Source organism: Pelosinus sp. sgz500959, from assembly GCF_042610375.1.
GTDB lineage: Bacteria > Bacillota > Negativicutes > DSM-13327 > DSM-13327 > CTSoil-075.
This window is the reverse complement of record NZ_JBGJZL010000005.1, coordinates 358907-377011: the sequence shown is the minus strand read 5'-3', so window position 1 is coordinate 377011 and position 18105 is coordinate 358907. Positions and strand designations below refer to the sequence as shown.

The 18105-nt window shown below is 36.3% G+C and carries 14 protein-coding genes, 1 tRNA gene and 1 pseudogene; 1 reads left to right on the top strand and 15 read right to left on the bottom strand.

From position 1 onward, the window contains the following. The first annotated feature begins 3 nt into the window (after positions 1 to 3). Entirely contained in the window at positions 4 to 1119 is a 1116-nt protein-coding gene (locus tag ACAN52_RS10610) for an IS110 family transposase (protein ID WP_378954733.1), read from the top strand. Positions 1120 to 1271: 152 nt separating this feature from the next. On the opposite strand, the gene ACAN52_RS10605 is transcribed toward ACAN52_RS10610, so the two are convergent. The 15 genes and pseudogenes from ACAN52_RS10605 to ACAN52_RS10535 all read right to left on the bottom strand — a co-directional run bounded on the left by ACAN52_RS10605 (position 1272) and on the right by ACAN52_RS10535 (position 17977). Then, a complete protein-coding gene (locus ACAN52_RS10605; RefSeq protein WP_378954725.1) occupies positions 1272 to 1841 on the bottom strand; it encodes a dihydrofolate reductase family protein in 570 nt (189 codons plus the stop codon). Between the two features lie 108 nt (positions 1842 to 1949). Continuing rightward, a pseudogene (locus tag ACAN52_RS10600) lies at positions 1950 to 2251 on the bottom strand (IS1 family transposase); the annotation flags it as partial. A gap of 811 nt (positions 2252 to 3062) precedes the next feature. Then, positions 3063 to 4763 (bottom strand): tetratricopeptide repeat protein, encoded by a 1701-nt coding sequence (locus ACAN52_RS10595; RefSeq protein WP_378954724.1) that lies wholly within the window; start codon positions 4761 to 4763, stop codon positions 3063 to 3065. Positions 4764 to 4837: 74 nt separating this feature from the next. Next, positions 4838 to 5083 carry a hypothetical protein gene (locus ACAN52_RS10590; RefSeq protein ID WP_378954723.1) on the bottom strand — a complete coding sequence of 82 codons (246 nt, stop codon included), beginning with the start codon at positions 5081 to 5083 and terminating at the stop codon, positions 4838 to 4840. Between the two features lie 67 nt (positions 5084 to 5150). Then, positions 5151 to 5834 (bottom strand): DUF1963 domain-containing protein, encoded by a 684-nt coding sequence (locus ACAN52_RS10585; protein ID WP_378954722.1) that lies wholly within the window; start codon positions 5832 to 5834, stop codon positions 5151 to 5153. A gap of 95 nt (positions 5835 to 5929) precedes the next feature. Further along, complete coding sequence (locus ACAN52_RS10580) at positions 5930 to 6103, bottom strand: hypothetical protein (RefSeq protein ID WP_378954721.1); 174 nt, start codon at positions 6101 to 6103, stop codon at positions 5930 to 5932. A gap of 246 nt (positions 6104 to 6349) precedes the next feature. After that, positions 6350 to 8284 carry a hypothetical protein gene (locus ACAN52_RS10575; protein WP_378954720.1) on the bottom strand — a complete coding sequence of 645 codons (1935 nt, stop codon included), beginning with the start codon at positions 8282 to 8284 and terminating at the stop codon, positions 6350 to 6352. 923 nt (positions 8285 to 9207) lie between these two features. After that, positions 9208 to 9284, bottom strand: a tRNA-Arg gene (locus tag ACAN52_RS10570). Positions 9285 to 9407: 123 nt separating this feature from the next. Further along, a complete protein-coding gene (locus ACAN52_RS10565; RefSeq protein WP_378954719.1) occupies positions 9408 to 11015 on the bottom strand; it encodes a sensor histidine kinase in 1608 nt (535 codons plus the stop codon). A gap of 50 nt (positions 11016 to 11065) precedes the next feature. Next, complete coding sequence (locus tag ACAN52_RS10560; protein ID WP_378954718.1) at positions 11066 to 11863, bottom strand: substrate-binding periplasmic protein; 798 nt, start codon at positions 11861 to 11863, stop codon at positions 11066 to 11068. Between the two features lie 60 nt (positions 11864 to 11923). Then, entirely contained in the window at positions 11924 to 12472 is a 549-nt protein-coding gene (locus ACAN52_RS10555; RefSeq protein ID WP_378954717.1) for a DJ-1 family glyoxalase III, read from the bottom strand. A gap of 22 nt (positions 12473 to 12494) precedes the next feature. Beyond that, positions 12495 to 13037, bottom strand: coding sequence for an HAD family hydrolase (locus ACAN52_RS10550; protein ID WP_378954716.1), 543 nt, complete (start codon positions 13035 to 13037; stop codon positions 12495 to 12497). A 154-nt stretch (positions 13038 to 13191) separates the two neighbouring features. Beyond that, a complete protein-coding gene (locus ACAN52_RS10545) occupies positions 13192 to 15843 on the bottom strand; it encodes a PAS domain S-box protein (RefSeq protein WP_378954715.1) in 2652 nt (883 codons plus the stop codon). A 121-nt stretch (positions 15844 to 15964) separates the two neighbouring features. Beyond that, positions 15965 to 16267, bottom strand: a complete 303-nt coding sequence (locus ACAN52_RS10540) for an STAS domain-containing protein (protein WP_378954714.1) — start codon at positions 16265 to 16267, stop codon at positions 15965 to 15967. Positions 16268 to 16288: 21 nt separating this feature from the next. Next, complete coding sequence (locus ACAN52_RS10535) at positions 16289 to 17977, bottom strand: methyl-accepting chemotaxis protein (protein WP_378954713.1); 1689 nt, start codon at positions 17975 to 17977, stop codon at positions 16289 to 16291. Positions 17978 to 18105: the final 128 nt, after the last annotated feature.

The window sequence follows — 18105 nt, the reverse complement described above, 5'->3', positions numbered from 1 at the left end:
AAAGTGGAAGAAGCATTTTGTAGTAAACCGGTCATCGTCCTAGAATCCACGGGTCACTACTCACAGCGCATCGTCCACTTTTTCCTAAAGCAGGGTTTTGAAGTCTACCACATCAATCCCCTTATTTCTCATTCTATCAAAAATTCTGCTGTAAGGAAAGTAAAGACCGATAAAGTGGATGCTCTTGAATTAGCTAAACTACCATTTATGCACCAGCTTCGAGTGAGTTCTATGGTAAACGAGAAGATTGCGAATTTAAAGGTATTAACAAGAACGAGATGCCATCTCATCGAACAGCGAATTACTTCTCTAAACCAGCTCCAGGCGGCAATTGAACAGGTTGCTCACTTGTTTCCTACAGTGTTAAACCCTGGATCGTTAACTGCTTTAACCCTAGTAAGTAAGTTCCCTTCGCCTGCAGAATGGAGTAAACCATCTAATAAAAAAATAATCCTGACGATGCTTGAGACATTGCCACGCCAAGGGAAACTTTATGGCAAGCAAAAGTATGAAGCGCTATTATCTTGTGCAGAAGATGCAGAGTTTACGGGAATTTGGCTGACAGCCAATTTTAGTACAATACAACGTTATGCTCGGATCGTACAATTTCTAGATGAAGAAATTAATGTGATGGATAAGCAGATTAAAGAGCTATCGAATCAGTTGCCCGAAGTGGCCTTATTAGAGAGTATACCTGGTATCGGAACAACACTTGCCCCACTTTTTTTAGGTGAAATAGGAGAAATTGAGCGATTTGCCAATGCTAAGCAATTAGTCGCTTTTAGCGGCATTGATCCATCCGTTCGTCAGTCCGGTAATTATGTAGGCACGAAAAATAAGGTAACAAAGCGAGGCTCTCCATTTTTACGACATGGGCTTTATATCGCTGCGACTACATCCATCCGAAAAGCCTCTAAAGGGTCACAGGTAAATTCTGTGATGTACGATTATTATCAGCATAAGATTGAAACAAAAATGAAGAAACAAGCTTTAGGTGCTGTGATGAATAAGCTGATTCGAATCATTTTCTCCGTTTTGAAAAACAAGCAGCCGTTCCGCTTAATTACCCCCGATCAGAAAGTAAAACTGTATCAGAAAGTCCGTCTGAAGGCTGCTTAATGCAAAATAAATTGGGAACATTATCACGACTTTTATTAAGCAATATTCGCTTTTTGAAAAGTCCTATTTGCTATGTTCTTTTTATGTAATTCTTTTTTTATATTTGGGGCTTGACTTTAATTAGCTAGTCTTTGTCCTTATGAACGATATTATTAATTACCATTCCAATGATAAATTAGTTGCACAACGCCAGAAGAGAACGTTCTTGTATTAACCATTTTTAAATTCAACCTCTGTTTTATATCAATAAACATCGGTTTTCCTTCTCCCAGAATAACAGGGTGAATAGATAATCTAAATTCATCAACAAGCCCTAAATTTATAAAAGTTGTAATGATACTTGCTCCGCCATATAGCCAGATGTCTTTACCAGGCTTATTCTTCAATTTATTTACTTCTTCAAGAATATTTTCATTTATAAATATTGCTTGATTATCACCCTCTATTTGTGTTCTGGAAAATACATATTTCTCTTTACTATGAACCAATTTCCAAATTTCTTTTTCGGTATCAGAGTCTTTAGTTTTTGTAATATATTTGCCCCATAAATCGTAGCTTTTTCTACCATATAAAATAGTATCAATTTGATTCAAGAAATTAGCGAACCCCATATCAGGGTCCATAATGCACCAATCAACTTCTCCATTTTTCCCTTCAATAAAGCCATCTAAAGTAACTGCTAAATCTAAAATTATTCTTCTCTGTTTTACGTTATTTGACATGACTTTTTCTCCTTTTATCATTCATATATTGTTTCTTCCGCGCAGATATTCAATATTTCATTATTGACAACATGTTAAAATAAACATACAGTCAACAAATGTAATTCATTCGTCTCCTTTTCGAGTACGATAGAGGACAGTGTTGGTCGTATCGTTAAAGGTTTTACTGCAACATTTGCAACGATACCGTTGATGACCTTTAATTTTACCGAAACGAACAACGTGCTCAGAAGAACAATGAGGACACTCATAACCTTCTTTGAAGCGAGTTTCTCTCATTTCGCTGATTAAACGACTACCAATTGAGGATGAAGGTTCAACATAGCGTTTAACCCATTGATACACTTGTTTCTTTTGGTATGTGGTAACTTATCGATATACTTTAACAAATTGCTAAACACTTTACTCACCACTCGAATACTTGTACTTATTCTGATTATAACAAGTATTCGGGGAGGTATCAAATATCAACATCTACCTTTAACAGGACCTTGTTTAAAAATACTTTAATTCTAATACAGTGCTATATTTTATACGAGAAATATATATATCTGTTACTATAATCCTTTGATTTTACTGTATTTGAAGGTGTTAGTAACAACGTAACATTAATTTTAATATATGCTTAAACTTTATAGTATCCCTGCCTTCAAATTCTTTTGAGGCCAGAATTATTTTTTGCTATTTGTTGGCGTTTGTTAGTGAAAGTTAACCTTTGTTTTTTCTAAAAAAGACCCATTAGACATAAAAAAACCTTCGCAAAACCTGCGAAGGCGTGATTACAATGGTGACCCCGGAGGGATTCGAACCCCCGACCTATTGATTCGAAGTCTGAATTTTGGTGTTTTATCATGCTTTATTATGTTTAAAAAGTGGTGTTTTTGCTGGTTTTATAGGCTTTTTTATTTGTAAAGATTGGTAAACAATAAGAGGTATTTTGACACCATAAGGAACAGTTTAAGGGACATTTTTTTTGGCCTCTGGACATGCATTCTCTAGATTTATTAGCATGATAAGGGACAAATATTATTGTTTAACTACTTTTTTCTTTTTTAACTCTACCATATGAGCGAATTTTATTATCAATCACAACTGAGCTACTTGGACAGGAGTTCGATTCGGCGATCCGTTACCTTGCAAATCTACCACTTTTGATAGTCTGTAAATAAAAGAACTATCTATTCAGCTGTACCTCCGAATTAAAGAGATGAATAACGGTTACTACTTTGAATATTCGGATGGACTTTTCATGTTACCGTTAACAATAAAAACGATAGCTTTTGAAGGATAATACTGGGCAGTATCGCCACCATGGGTCTTTACATCAACTAATCTAATATCTTCCCTATTATCGCCAAGTGGATTTATCTTAGGGGTTAGATCTAAAACCAAAACTAAACTAATTTGTCTAGATTCTACACCCGCATATTGAGTGGGCTGTTTAGCATATTTTTCTGCGATGCTCTGTCTATCACTAATATCTCTTTCAACTTTTAATTCGACAATTACACCACGATAACGTATATCGACTATTCCGCCACCTTGACTAGTATGCTCTTGTACATCAGCGCCAAGATCAAAACGTAAATCTTTTATTACAATTCGCTGAAATTCTATTTCAGTCATCTTCATAACGTTTTTAAACTCCCCACCTAAAGAGTAAGTTCCTAAACGCTTTGCTAAGGCTTGTATCATGTCAAATAATTCTTTGTCTCCATCAATTATCTTTAGTATGTCTGGTCGTTCTTGAAGAATTTTTAAAATGTGTTGATCAATTCTTGGGAAGCCACTCTGGAGAACTAAAAAACATTTATCTTCTTGAGGTATGATATGTTGATTTCTAAGAAGGTCGATATTACATTGCATTTCATTGATAATTGCTTGAATTTGACCTTGGGCTACATTTTGGTTCTCTTTCAGTTTTATTATTAATTTCAAAATCCTTTTTAATTCATGATCTCTAGAATTAAATTTGATAGCCTCTATGGCATTTTCCTCAGCTTCTTTTAGACTATCAATTTCGAGATAAACGAGTGCCAATATTTTATGGCATTCAAACTTTAAAGCAAGTTCATAGCCATAGTTATAATAAATATTCGGATTTGGATCAATATACTCCAGACAGTTCTTAGCATAATCCTCAGCTTCCCTATGCAATGATATTTTTAAGGCAGAATAGGCTAGTCCAATATAGATATGTTCGATAGATACCAAAGGATAACCAGCTTCATCAACTTCACTTCTATAATAACTGATAGCTTTTTTTGAAAGTTGATATGCTTCATCAGCACGACCATACTTAAGATAAATACTCGCTAGATTCTGCAAAATCATAGATGACTCATATCCCTTATTTATAGCCTCTTCAAATACCGCTTGAGCTTTTCCTTCATTCCTAGCTAAATAATAATTTTTTCCGAGAGATCCATACGTCCTCGCAGAGGGTTCTGCATCAACTGCCTTCATCATCACCTCAATAGCCTGATCATATTGACCGATATCTTCATAGGCCTGACCCAATATTATTAGTAGACCTGGTTCTTTATATTTATGTCTTTCATACAGCTTAATGTTTTTAGGATAATGTATTATAGGGTACCTACTAAGAACGTACTCTCCATTACACCACGAATGAACAATCCCACTTGCTTTGGGAGGCTCACCTTGTTTTATGAGGTTATCACATTCCAAACATTTTGATAAAGTAAACATATAGTAATTGTTCATATCATCGTACATTCTAGAAAATGGATCACCATCTCCACGTTTAATACATCCATTCGTATCGAAATACCCATCCCACCGGTCATTCTCTCTATCTAATTGCATATCTAAACAGCATGTATCGCACACTCGAAGTTTAGTTATTTCACAAGTTTTATTATTAGTTTCTTTACCACACAATAAACAACCTTGTTCCAATTTTTTACTCCTATCTATTAAAAAATCCAATTATAACTCTATTAAGTCAAGGGACGGTTCGAAATAAATTTTCGTCACATTTTCATAATTCCATCATTATCAACCTTTATGCTAACGAATTGAGTTGGACCATTAAAAATTCGGTTACCTTGCTCGTATAACTCAACTTCCATTTCGTCTAACCAGACTACCGCAGGATTATCACAACTACCACATACCGCTGCGGTATCAGGATAGCCAAAAGGTTTGACATAGCCGATATATTTCCTGCCTTTCTTGCCTCTAGGCCAACTATGTTTTGCTAAACATCTACATAGCATTATTTAAACCTCCAAGCTATAATTTATTAATTTTATTGTAGCGTAACTTTTGCAAATAAAATACTCATTAATAGCAATCCCAATGTAAATACCAGCCGCCATCTGCCTTCGATTTCAGGAAATATAATTTACCATTATCCCCAATCATAAATCTCGGCTTCTCTTCAGATGAAATTTGAAAGATATATTCGTAATCACCTGTGCAAGGAGACTGAATATATGAAGCATATCCTCCAATTTTAGTATATAAATAACTATTGAATTCTTCAAAAAATCTTTCAGTTAGCTCATCATCCTCATTTATTACAGACATATTATGATATTTCCACGATTCTTCCCAACAAGGATAATCATCATCTTCTCCAACATACCATTTTATTGGAAAAGGTTTAATTTTATCGCTATCATCAGGAGTTTGTACTATCATAAAATCCTGTGCCCTACTGTACGCACGTAAAAGCCAACCATCACCATTTTTCACCATTCCCCCGAGAGGTAGCTTATCTTTATTTATAAAAACCTGAATAAGTTCAACATCACCAAAAATTTCTTTCCCTCCAGGGATCTCCGAAATGCACATTTGAATAATAGGTAGCATATTATTTCCATTGTATTTAGGCCATGCTAAACCTTCCTCGATTAAAAAATTACCACCAAACCAGCTCATACTACTTTCATCTGGTCGAAAGCCTCCGATTTTCGCTATTACAGGTCTTTTTCCCAGTTTTTTTAATTCATCAAATATATCCATTCAAATCCTCCAGATAGCATTTAATTAAATCTCGCTAGCCCTGTAAAAATCGAATATGCTTTCCTGTATCGCGAGCAAGTTGAACATACCCCAGTCTAAAACCCCTCCCACCGTCTATCCTCGTCATCTTGAAAATCCCCGGCACTATATACGCTTGTACTCCCGCATTTGGGACAGCATTCCAAATATCCACCATCACCTATCGGTTTTAATATTGCTCCCTCTGTATTAAATACTTTTCCACATTTTGCACATTTTACAACTGCCATTTTTCTTTCTCCTTTTCACCCAGTAAGTTGCCTGCCACAGGGATAAAGTCATCGAAAACCATCTCGTACCACTTTCGTGTAAGAAGGGACGGGGGAAAACCAGAAAAGACAGGGGACGTTGGTGTGTCTTGTTATAAAAAACAACGCAATGACGTTAGCAATTTTTGTCAAAGACATTCCTCCGCCCCCTCTCTCCGGCCTGCAATATAAAGGTTAAAGTCTAACGCTTTGAAAACAAACTACCACTTAAATGAGTGTTTCCAAATTAAATTTCAAAGCCTCTAATATATCCTCTGGATTCTCTCCATTTGACTTTTTCCTCACAAGATCACAAATGTCTTCTTCTTTTAATACCAAAATTAGTTTCTTCGTACGGTTTATAGACAAGTATTCAATTTGTTTTGCTGAATCCTTTATTCCCTTACGACTAAAAATCAGGCCAAATCGTCCTATAGCTTCTTTCTCTAAGTAATCTGACATCTGCCGTAATTCACCATTTCCAATGCCCTCTGAATAGTTCTTGCACTCAACAACAATATTATTACAGTCGTACATATATTTCATATCCTGCCAAAAAAGAGAAGTTCCGTTATTAGCTATTATAAAGTCCCTTATATCCGTGCCATTGTCGTTTCTAGCCTGAGATTTGACAAGTAGGTTCGCAAAAGTACCTTTAAGGGCATATTTTAGGATATCCAAACAGATATTCTCAAATTGCCTCCACCCTTCCTTGCCAACTGGGCATTCTTTTAACTGTTCAATTAATTTTTCAGCCTTAAATCTACTTAAGTCTGTTACAATAGCAGGTAAACTGTTTGATAAATGCGGATACACTATCTTATCTATCAAAGGTTGAATACGACTTTTATCAAACATGTAGTTGTCCATATGTGAAATAATATCATTAAAATCCTTCACAATAATATTGGGATTGCTCCTCAACTGTTTCTTTGTAGCATCAGGGATGATAGGCTCACCAATAATTAATATACCATGTTTAATTTTTGTGTATTTCTCGACATCTTTAGGCTCTAATTTTTCTTCCTTGTTAAGCCGTAGTATTTCATACTGCTGCTTGCCAGAAATGAAATCACTCTTAATGGCAACCTCTTTGTCTGCAAAAGACAACAGGTTAAAACCTTCTAGTTTTAATACACCATCGGAGAAATCTCGAAAAGCAATACTATCAGCAGTACGATAAAATACTGTAAGTAACTCGTTTACTAAATCGCCATAAACTGTACTTTTTTCAATGTCTCTTTCGTCTTTACGATATAAATCAAGATCAAATCCCAAATCTACCCATACTTTATCTTGTTCATCAAAACTGTCTTCTATAAAAATAATAGATTTTATTTCTTGATCAATCACTACCTCGCATCCACCGCTAGTAGACTTTTGTTTGCCAGTACATAGGCAAATATTCGTTTGAGCAAAGTTTGTGGGTAACCCCATGTTACTCTCCGATAGGAATACATGCACTTGTACCCCACTATAATACTGAAAGTGATTTGCCAAGAGGGGATATCTTGTCTCAATAACCCCGCGGTAATTATTCCACCAGTTGCTTATATACGCTTCAATAAACTGTTTAGTTTCTACATCTATTTTTTTGGGGTTATACTTAAATTGTGATATGGAATAGGACAACTTTTCAATTTCATCCTGTAACGTTTTAGCAGCAAAATTTTTCATACTATTTTGTCTTTTGTCCCAAATTCTATATGGGGGAATCTCTTGAACCCCACAAGAACTATAATCCATTAGTATATACCGTCTGAGTACTTTCTGGTAGTAATCCCAGGCCTCTGCAGACATTAAAACAGACTTTTGCGTTAAGGAAAATGTATAGATTAATTCTAATATCTTCCGCAAAATGGTTAATTTAATATTTGGAGAAATGCCTGATTGATACACCTGAGAATCTATGTATAAAAAGATATCTCTTGTTTTATGTGAATAGTTCAATAAATTCTTAAGTATCTCTTTATCGCCAAAATTCTCTAATAGTGACATATCTATGCCTACGCTAGAATGCAAGTAATCATAGAATATAGGATTTTCGATACGCTCATTTATGAAAGATTCTATAGCGTGTACTTTCTGCTCATCATAGTCACTTCTAAGCTTTGGGATTTCACTTAAGTACTGCATTACTAAAGTCAGAATTGAATACTTCAAAGTTCCCAACCTTTCAAACGCCCTGCCCTTTCAGATATTGCACCATTATGAATCATTGCCTATCACATAGATATAAGGGGACGGCTTCTTTTATTTCACTTGGTAATACTGAACGATATCATAACTACAATTCAACATTTACAAGCAAATTCTACCACTTAGCGATATTTAATTCAATTTATTTTTCGCTGTTGTACCTCTACCAACCGTCCCACACAAACAACAAGAGCCCGCAAAATTCACAGACTCTCAGTCATTCCGGATTTAATTGGTGGAGGCGAGGCGCGACCTTGCAAATCCACCTAAATTCAAGACGCGTGTTACGAGGACGGGAATAAACTGTCATTTATTAAGTTGACAAAAAGTAATGTATGTTATAGGGAGACGGGGATATTGACATACACGAATGTCAATATCCCCGTCTCCCTGACAAACTCATTATATAAGCTGCTCCTGAGACTTAAATGATTCAAACACAGCTGAGTTTGGTGTTAAGTAGGCAACATCTATTGATCCTCCAACTGGCCAATAACAAGAAGTTGCACTATCAATTACTAACTGAATACTTGATTCTACAAATGCGATAGCTGACTGTTTATCCAGAAGGGACAAAGGGACAGGTTTTCTGTCCCTTATAGACTATCAATCACACTTTCCGATGCTCATGTTATCCTTGCTAATTCCCTTATTGCAATGCCTTGTAAACCTTTATCTTTCTTTATTTGGGACAAACAACCTGTCCCCTTGTCCCTTGCAAACGAGCAAAGAAAAGTCACAAACAAAAAAAGTACTGGCTAGAAAATAGCTGGTGCTTCTTACTTTTATTTGTACTGATTGGCATTGGTTTCTAAGCTTTAAGGGAGAAAATAAGGGCCAGTAGACATAAAAAAACCTTCGCAGAACCTGCGAAGGTGTATTTACAATGGTGACCCCGGAGGGATTCGAACCCCCGACCTATTGATTCGAAGTCAAGTGCTCTATCCAGCTGAGCTACGGAGCCATTGAGGTGATTAAGTTTAACCACTACATTAGTATATCTGAAACAGTTGAATTTGTCAATCAAGACTGATCTACAATTAACTAATTTTACTGACAATTATAATTTAAGGATGAAATTATAAGCTTATGACGACACAATACAAGAATTAAGAGGTACTTTTATGATAAATTTTGTACCGGCGCCTAGCTGGCTGGAGCATGAAATCGTGCCATGTAATTTTTGCGTAACAAGATTATATACGATATAGAGTCCGAGTCCCGTACCGCCATTACTACGGGCAGTGGTGAAAAATGGTTCAAAAACTTTCTTGCACACCGTTTCTTCCATTCCTTTACCATCATCAGCATATTCAATGACTAACTGTTCTTCTTCCTCTCGAAAGGAGAACGTCAAGACACCTTCATCGGTAGAGGAATAGGCATGAACCAACGAGTTCATAATTAAGTTGGTTATAATCTGCACAAAAACATCGGGATAACTATCCCATTTTAGCTGTTCAGGACAATTGATCACCAATTGTAAGCGAGTCTTCTTTAAACGAGATCTCAATGTCAAAATAATTTCTTCTAAATAGAGTTGCACATTAAAGATTTGACGTTCTTCTACCATCTGATCAGTAGCCACATTCTTAAAACTGCGTACCAGTTTAGCAGCACGTGTTAGATTAACTTCTAGGGACTTTAATCCTTCTTCTTCATCAGAAATAAAATCATTCAACTCTTTCCTATGGACCTGTCCCTTAGCACACAATATAGAAAATTCATCAAGTATACTTCGTAAGTAGGATGCCATAGTAACGCTATTACCGAGAGGGGTATTAATTTCATGAGCCACTCCCGCCACCAATCCTCCTAATGCTGCCATTTTTTCTGACTGGATGAGTTGGTATTGGGTTTTTTGTAACTCTTCTAAAGTCTGTTGCAGGGATTCATTCATAGCCAACATTTCTTCATTCACAGACATCAATTCCTGGTTGCTAGCAGAAAGTTCTTGGGTTCTACGCTCAACTCTTCTTTCCATTTCATTATGGGCTTGACCTAATTTTTCTGCCATAACATTAAATTTTCTTGCAAGATCTCCAATCTCATCTTCGTATTCAATCTGTAATCTTTTCTCCAAATTTCCTTTTGCAATGTCTTCTGTTCCTTGACCTAATGCATAAATGGGTTTCGTTACGAATAAAACGATAAAACTAATCAATATCCACAAAAGGAGCAAGGTCAATAAAACGATAATAAGATCTGTGAATACTGCTTGATGCAAACGATTTTCAAGATAATATTTTGTGAAGCCAACAGTAACTGTACCGATGTTTCTTGCATCTTTAACGATTTCTTTTTCAACCATAGTTAAATTCTCAATAAAATAGATGGGATCACTATTATGTCTTCGATACATTTCTTGCTGATTGGCTGTAACGATCACCAAACCAATTTCTTTATCACGGAATAAAGCCTCACAGCTTATTGCTACGCCTAATTCATTATAATTCCAAAGAGGGTCCGAAAGACTCATTGCCGCAAGTTCAACCGTTACATCAATTTTACTATTTCGCTCATTCATAAGATGTTCTGACATAATTCTCATTCTTATAAATCCCATAAGAGACATGCTAAAAATGACTGCTATCAATATGAATACCGCCATACGTTGCCTGATTGTCATGGTTTTAATAACGTTAGAAAAAGATAATTGCGCAAAAGAAATTATATTTCTTTTCATTAGAGGCATAATATCCCTCCCTATCAATCATCATTAGCTAGACTACCCTTTAGCCGCTTTTAGGGATGGTCATATTGAGTCATAATTTTTTTTAAAGTTCCATCTTCTGTAATCATTTTTAAACCAATGTTAAAATCTTTAATTTTTTGCTCATAATTAGGTCTTTTTTTTGAAAATATACAATAAAATCCTTTTATGATTACAGGTGGTTCAATCGCAACGATATTATTCATTTCATTTGGAAATTCTTTCACCAAATATTGCTGAATCACATCTCTTTGTTCAAGTAATAAATCAATTCGTCCGGCAACTAACTTATTCAGATTGACATGCGGTGAGTCAGCGGGTTCTTTCGTTAGGTAGGTTGCTGCATCAAATTCATCACTGATCACCGCACCTCGTTGCGTGCCGATTCGATAAGGTTTCAAATCTTCTAAGTTGGAATAACTGATTTTTTTATCTTTCTTTTGAAAAAGTACTAATTCAGCTTTTCCAATCGGATCACTATAGCTCATTTTTTCTAACCGTTCTTTGCTATAATAGCCGATCGTAACATCACTCTCACCTTCCATGGTGACTTTAATCGTTCTTGCCCATGGAAGGTACTCTGCCCTTGTTTCATATCCTACTCTTTTAAAAGCTTCTTGGGATATTGCATACAAATAACCATCTCTTTTTTGTTCTTCTAAATAAAATATCACCATGTTAGATTGATTACTATTCACATTATTGTTACTATTCGCATCCGTGACAACAGATGAATTGTTTTTAGTCTGTCTCTGATCCACACTGCTGCCACATCCACTCATAGCAACCATGATGATCATTATTGTGGTCAATAATAAGATTTTTTTCATTAAAATCCCTCCCTCTAAATCAACCTTTACGTCAACATAAGTTTAGGGATATTGTTGTTATTAACCAATAATCATCTGTTCTTTTAAAAGATTAGCCAATTCTAACCCTTTTAGCATTTCAACAATTTTCAGTCCAAAAGCAAAAGAAGTACCAGGTCCACGTGAAGTAATGATCTTGCCATCAAGGATAACCGAAGCGGGAGAGGTGATATCGGCTCCTTTTAATTGTGGTTCACATCCAGGATAACAGGTTGCCGATTTTCCTTCGAGCAGGCCAAGCTTGCCTAAAATCGTCGGTGCAGCACAAATAGCTGCAACCCATTTGCCATCCGCTGCAAATTGAGTGATCTGCTTATTTAGCGCACTATGTTCATCCATATTTTTAGTTCCTTGTCCACCTCCGGGTAAGATTATCATATCAACCTGTGAATAATCAACATATCCAAACAAAACATCGGCCATGACTCGAATTTGATGAGCACCTACGACTTCTTTTCTTCCCATAATCGAAACCATTTCTACTTCGATATCGGCGCGCCGCAAAATATCAACAACACTGATTGCCTCAATTTCTTCAAATCCATCTGCCAAATGCAAACATACTTTCATTTTCTTCACACACCCTTTTCTTTTATTCCTGATGATAGTCTTTGGCTAATGCTTCTGTCACAAAGGAGATATGTTCTTGCAAGTCAACACCAAGCATCGCTGCACTTTGAATAATAGTCTCTCTGTTTACGGCTCGCGCAAAGGCTTTATCTTTCATTTTTTTCATAACAGATTTAAGCTGAACATTTGCCAAACTTTTATCAGGACGGACCAAGGCACAGGCAATAATGAAGCCTGTTAGCTCATCAACGGCTAACAAGGTTTTTTGTAACTGACTTCTTTCTGGGACCCAGTCTCTAGCATGAGATTGAATGTCAATGATGAATTGATCAGTATATCCATGAGGCGCTAATAAATTTCCAGTCTGATTGGTATGATCTTCAGGATATTTCTCAAAATCAACATCATGAAGTAATCCAACAGCCCCCCAATATTCTACATCGCCGCCAAATTTTCCAGCATATGCACGCATGGCAATTTCCACCGCCTGACAATGATTCAGTAAGGGTTTTTCCTTCACATGCTCTGTTAATACATTCCACGCTTTTTCTCTTGTTGTATCCATTAGTTACCTCCATAAACTAGCACTCAAATGAAATAAATTCCATCTAAATCCATTTTTTATCCATTTTTATACTTCCTTTTAGTGTAACAGTTTTCGTAGCTGATTCCAATAGAATGTATAAGATTCATCGTTTTATAAACCTTAATCCTTTCCATTAGATTTTCTTCATCAATAATACTTCATTTCCTTTTTGATTATAAATTAATCGATCACAAAACATTTTCATAATTAGAATACCTCGCCCACCTTCAGCCAGTAAGATTTCATCAAACTCTGCATCAAATTCTTCATCTTCCATGGTCTTTTTTAATTGGGTATTGATTTTTTCAGTACTAAAACCAGGTCCATTATCCTTGACTCTAAAAATCAATTGATTACCAATTTTTCGCGCTTTGACAGCGACTCGCCCACCAGCGCGAAAACCATTATTTAAGGCTTCATTCACAGCGACTTCCAGAAAACCTGCACAACTTGGTGCGTGACTTTCAATAAATTCACTAATTCCTACCTGTGCATACTCTAACTCTTTGTCATTTTGAATATGAAAAATCCTAGTCTCCTTATTTTCTAAAAGGATTTCAATACAAATGACAGAAAAATCATCCCGTCGTTCAGGACTTTGAGCCAATTCTTCCAGCCAAGTTTCATATTCCGAAAAATTTTCCTTCTTACATAAGCCACGAAATTCCATCAAATCAGATACGCCATCACTCATCATTCCATAAATTTCTCCAGATTGAAATGGCATTTTAAATGTTTGTACATCTGGACAATCAAGTAATCCTAAATAACAACTAAAGACTGGAACTAATGCACATTCCTCTGGTTTGGCAACGAAAAAAAGGTTAATACCACCAGTAACAACCGTAAGAATCATCGTTTGAAAATCAAATTCAAAATATAATAATGCTGCAAAAGATTCTTCGGCTAAGTACTGCACCATTCTCCGATTGATATACTGAAAATCCTCTTCTTCAATTTCCTTACCACTTAGCAGCTTATTATCCAGCAACATTTTAACCGTAGCTGTTTGCAAGGCAGTCGATACCCCATGTCCACTCACATCAACAACATACCCTCGCAGTTTTTGCTGTTTTTCAAACCATTTGTAATTAATCAAATCACCACTAACCGTCTGGTATGGTTTAAAAATACTATTTACTTTCACTTTTCTTCCTTTAAAAGGTAGCGGTAATGATTCCTGCTGTATCCGCGCTGCTAAGTTAAGTTCTTGCTGAGTAAATTGTTCCCGCTTGAGCAATTGTTCTTCTATATGCTTGCGATCTGTAATATCAACGATACTGATCGCTTTTTGCTTTGCACTGCCACTGATATCGGGTATCGGATACGAACGAAACCAGACCCATAATATTTTTCCGCAAGGATGGATGACTCTAAACTCTTCACTTGTATATTTATCCATATTCTGCCCATCACTTCGAAGACAATTCATCACTCTCTCACGATCATCAGGATAAATTACTTGAAAAACAGAATAATAATTTTCTAGCAAGCGCTGACTCGATTGTCCAACCATTTTTTCATAGGCAGGACTGACATATAGAATTTTTTCATGATCGCGAATGATAAAAATCTCATGAATATTCTCAGCTAGTTGACGAAATTTTTCTTCAGATGCTCGTAGTTTTTCTTCAGCTTGTTGTCGTTCCGTAATATCATCAAAACATTGAATGATACCATTTAATGCCCCTAACTCGTTTTTGATCAATGCAATTTTCTTTAGAATTTTTCGTTCGTGCCCTTGCTTGGTTTTGATACTGCTTATGATATTGGTCAATGGTGTAATATCATGTTCAGCAAATAGTCCGCATCGATCGTCCTCTGTCGTATGAATGATTTGGCAATAAGTTTGACCAATGGCTTCTGTTTCATCATAACCTGTTATCATCGCAGCTCTTTCATTCCAACTGGTAATCTTCCCTTCATTATCAATAGAGAAGATGCCGCTTGGCACAATCCTTAGTAAAAGCTGGGCATATTCTTTTTGTTCTTTAAGCTGTTGCTCCATTTTTTTTCGTACACTAATGTTTCTTGAAATACCAATTAGGCCTGCTATATTTCCTTTTTGATCATAAAAAGGAGTTTTTAATGTTTCAAAATCGTTGGTACACCCATCAACCATTGTAATTTTTTCTTCGTTCACTGTCGTAACGTTAGCCTGAAACATTTCTTGATCTTTTTCTCTATAATAATTAGCCAATTCAATATCTTTTACAAAATCCAAGTCACTTTTACCAATGATTTCTTCCTCATCTACCCCAAATAATTTTTGGACAAAAGCTTTATTCCCACCTAAAAAAACACTATTTACATCTTTGTAAAAAATTAAATCAGGTATCGTATCAATCATTGTTTGTAAAAACTTTTTTTGATTTGTAAGTTCAATTTCTAATCGCTTACGTTTCGTAATTTTCCTTGAGGTCCCCATCGTTCCAATGACTTCACCCTGATCATCAATAATTGGTGCTACATAAATATCAAGCCAGCGTGTACCACCTGTTTTTTTTTGGGCAAGTTGATCAAAACGTTGGGGCATTTTTGACTGAATCGCCAGAGTATCAGCTTTTGCACATTCAATTGCAAGATTTTCATCACAAAAATCAAAAATAGTTTTCCCAACAACTTCAGTACTCTTTACATCATAACGTTCTTCAAAAGATCGGTTAACAGTAATATATTTTCCATTTTTATCTTTCAACCAAGCTAGATAAGGCATGTGATCAAAGATAAGTTTAATTTTTTGCAACTGACTTTCGGCACTTTCATGATCTTCTACATTGTTCATAATCGATATGATCTTTCCCCTCCAGACTTCTTTAGTCATAGTCCTAGCCAGATATAGATTCGGCTCTAAGCTGAGATGGATCATCTCTTTGCCTAGAGCCAGAATCTTATATCAATCACAATTATTCCATTATTAATACTCGATCAAGTCGTGTTCGTTTAAATAGTTGCTCTACCATCCCTTGGGCACCAGTAATCACTATTTTCCCATTCTTTTCTTTAGTTCGTTTATGAATGGTAATCAGTACTCCAAGTCCTGTGCTATCAATATAAGTAAGTTCTGACAGATCAATACTAATCTCTGTCACTCCCTGCTCGATATGTTCCAATAGTTCATCTCGAAAAATAGAAGCATCTTGTGAATAAACCTTTCCCTTTAAAAACGCTTTTACATGGTTACCACTAACTTTAATAGAATGGTTCATGATTATACCCCTTCCTTAACTTTAAACTTTAAACCTTGTAATAAGACTTTGTAAGGTCTGAGCCATAGCACTCGTCTCCTCAGAACTTGCCGCGATTGTTTCCATTGTTGCTGTGGTTTCTTGAGTCGCCGCCGAAACCTCTTGGGCATCTCTACCTGTATTCTCAATGCTATCTGCAACTACTTCAATCAAACGTACAATGGTTTCTGAAGAAGCAACTTCATCATTAGTAACCTTGGCAATTCCATCTATATCATGTACCGTTTCTCCAACTGCTGCCATAATTTTTTCCAGTGATTGCTCAGCCCTTTTAACAGCTTCTACGCCTACTTCCACCTCGGTCAAACTATCCTTCATGGCAACAACTGCACTGCTTGTATTTGCAGTAATTTGATTAATTAAGCGAGAAACATTACTCGCTTCTGTATTAGACTGTTCTGCCAATTTTCGAACCTCTTCGGCAACAACGGCAAATCCCCTACCTGCTTCACCAGCACGGGCAGCTTCAATGGCGGCATTTAAGGCTAGCAAGTTCGTTTGATTGGCAATACCCGTAATTGTTTCATTAATCATTCCGATTTTCTCAGAATCCTCTTTCAGGAGGCTAATTATTTTTTCTGCTTCAATGGTCATGGTATAAATTGTATTCATACTTTGCATGGCTTCAGCAACTGTTAGTTTACCATCGTTAGCAGTTGTAATCGTAATTTCAGACTTTTCACTGGCTGACACGGCTTTGTCCTTAGCAATATGAATAAGGGATGATAATTCGATCAGAACCTGAGATGTTTCCATATTCGAACTAAATGCTTCTTCCATGGCGCCCGCTACATGCTGAGTTCGGGCAGCAATATGACCAGACGCCTCAGATACTTCCTCAGAAGAGGCTGCCATTTGCTGGGATGCTGCCGCTAATTCAATAGAACTATTTTTCACAGCCCTCACAATTTCCAGCTGGGATGCCATCATTGTATTGAAGGATTGACACAGTTGTCCAATTTCATCTTGTGTCTTAATCGATGCTGTCACCAACAGATTACCTTCACTTGCCTGAGACATTAAATGCTGAAGTTCTTTAACGGGAGTCGTAATGCTGCGCGCAGCAAATAAGGCCACTCCAATGCCAATGACCGCTGATAAAATAGCGGCTAGCATAGCGGCCGTTTTCGCATCTTCTGTTGCTTTGGTTGCTTTACTCGTAGCTTGCGCAATACGATCTTTGCGCAATTGTTTGGCTTCATCAACTTTTGCAATCAAGGCAATCGCTGTTGGTACCAACTCATTGACTGTAACTTGCATCACTTCTTCGGTCTTTCCTTGTTTATATAACCCAATCATTTTTTCAATGCCTTGACCATATTTCGCATGCAATGCTCCAGCATCGGAAAATACTCGTTTGGCGTCCTCCGCACGGGATTCTTTAGTGAGCACCGCAAGTAAATTGTTATTTACATCTGCCAATCGCTTGTATTCTGTAAGATATTGTTCTTTCCCATACAGTAAATAGGCTCTAATATTAGAGACTTCTGCTGTAGTATTATTGGCAACTTCCATTGTTTGTTCTAAGCGCGGCACATCAAAAACTTTAATATCATTAACAACTTCTTCTGCATTATCACACTGATAAATGGTATAGGAAAATCCGATTGCGGCGATTATAATTACCGCTAAAAAGTAAATGATCATTTTCTTTGATAAGGTCATTGTCATGTATATGCTGCTCCTACATAGATAGAAACAACTTTTCCCCCCTTTATTTGGCTTTGCTAAAAAAGCTAATATATTACTTAAAAATTACGAGTTCACTGGGGATTTAAAATGCTTTATCACTTATCACT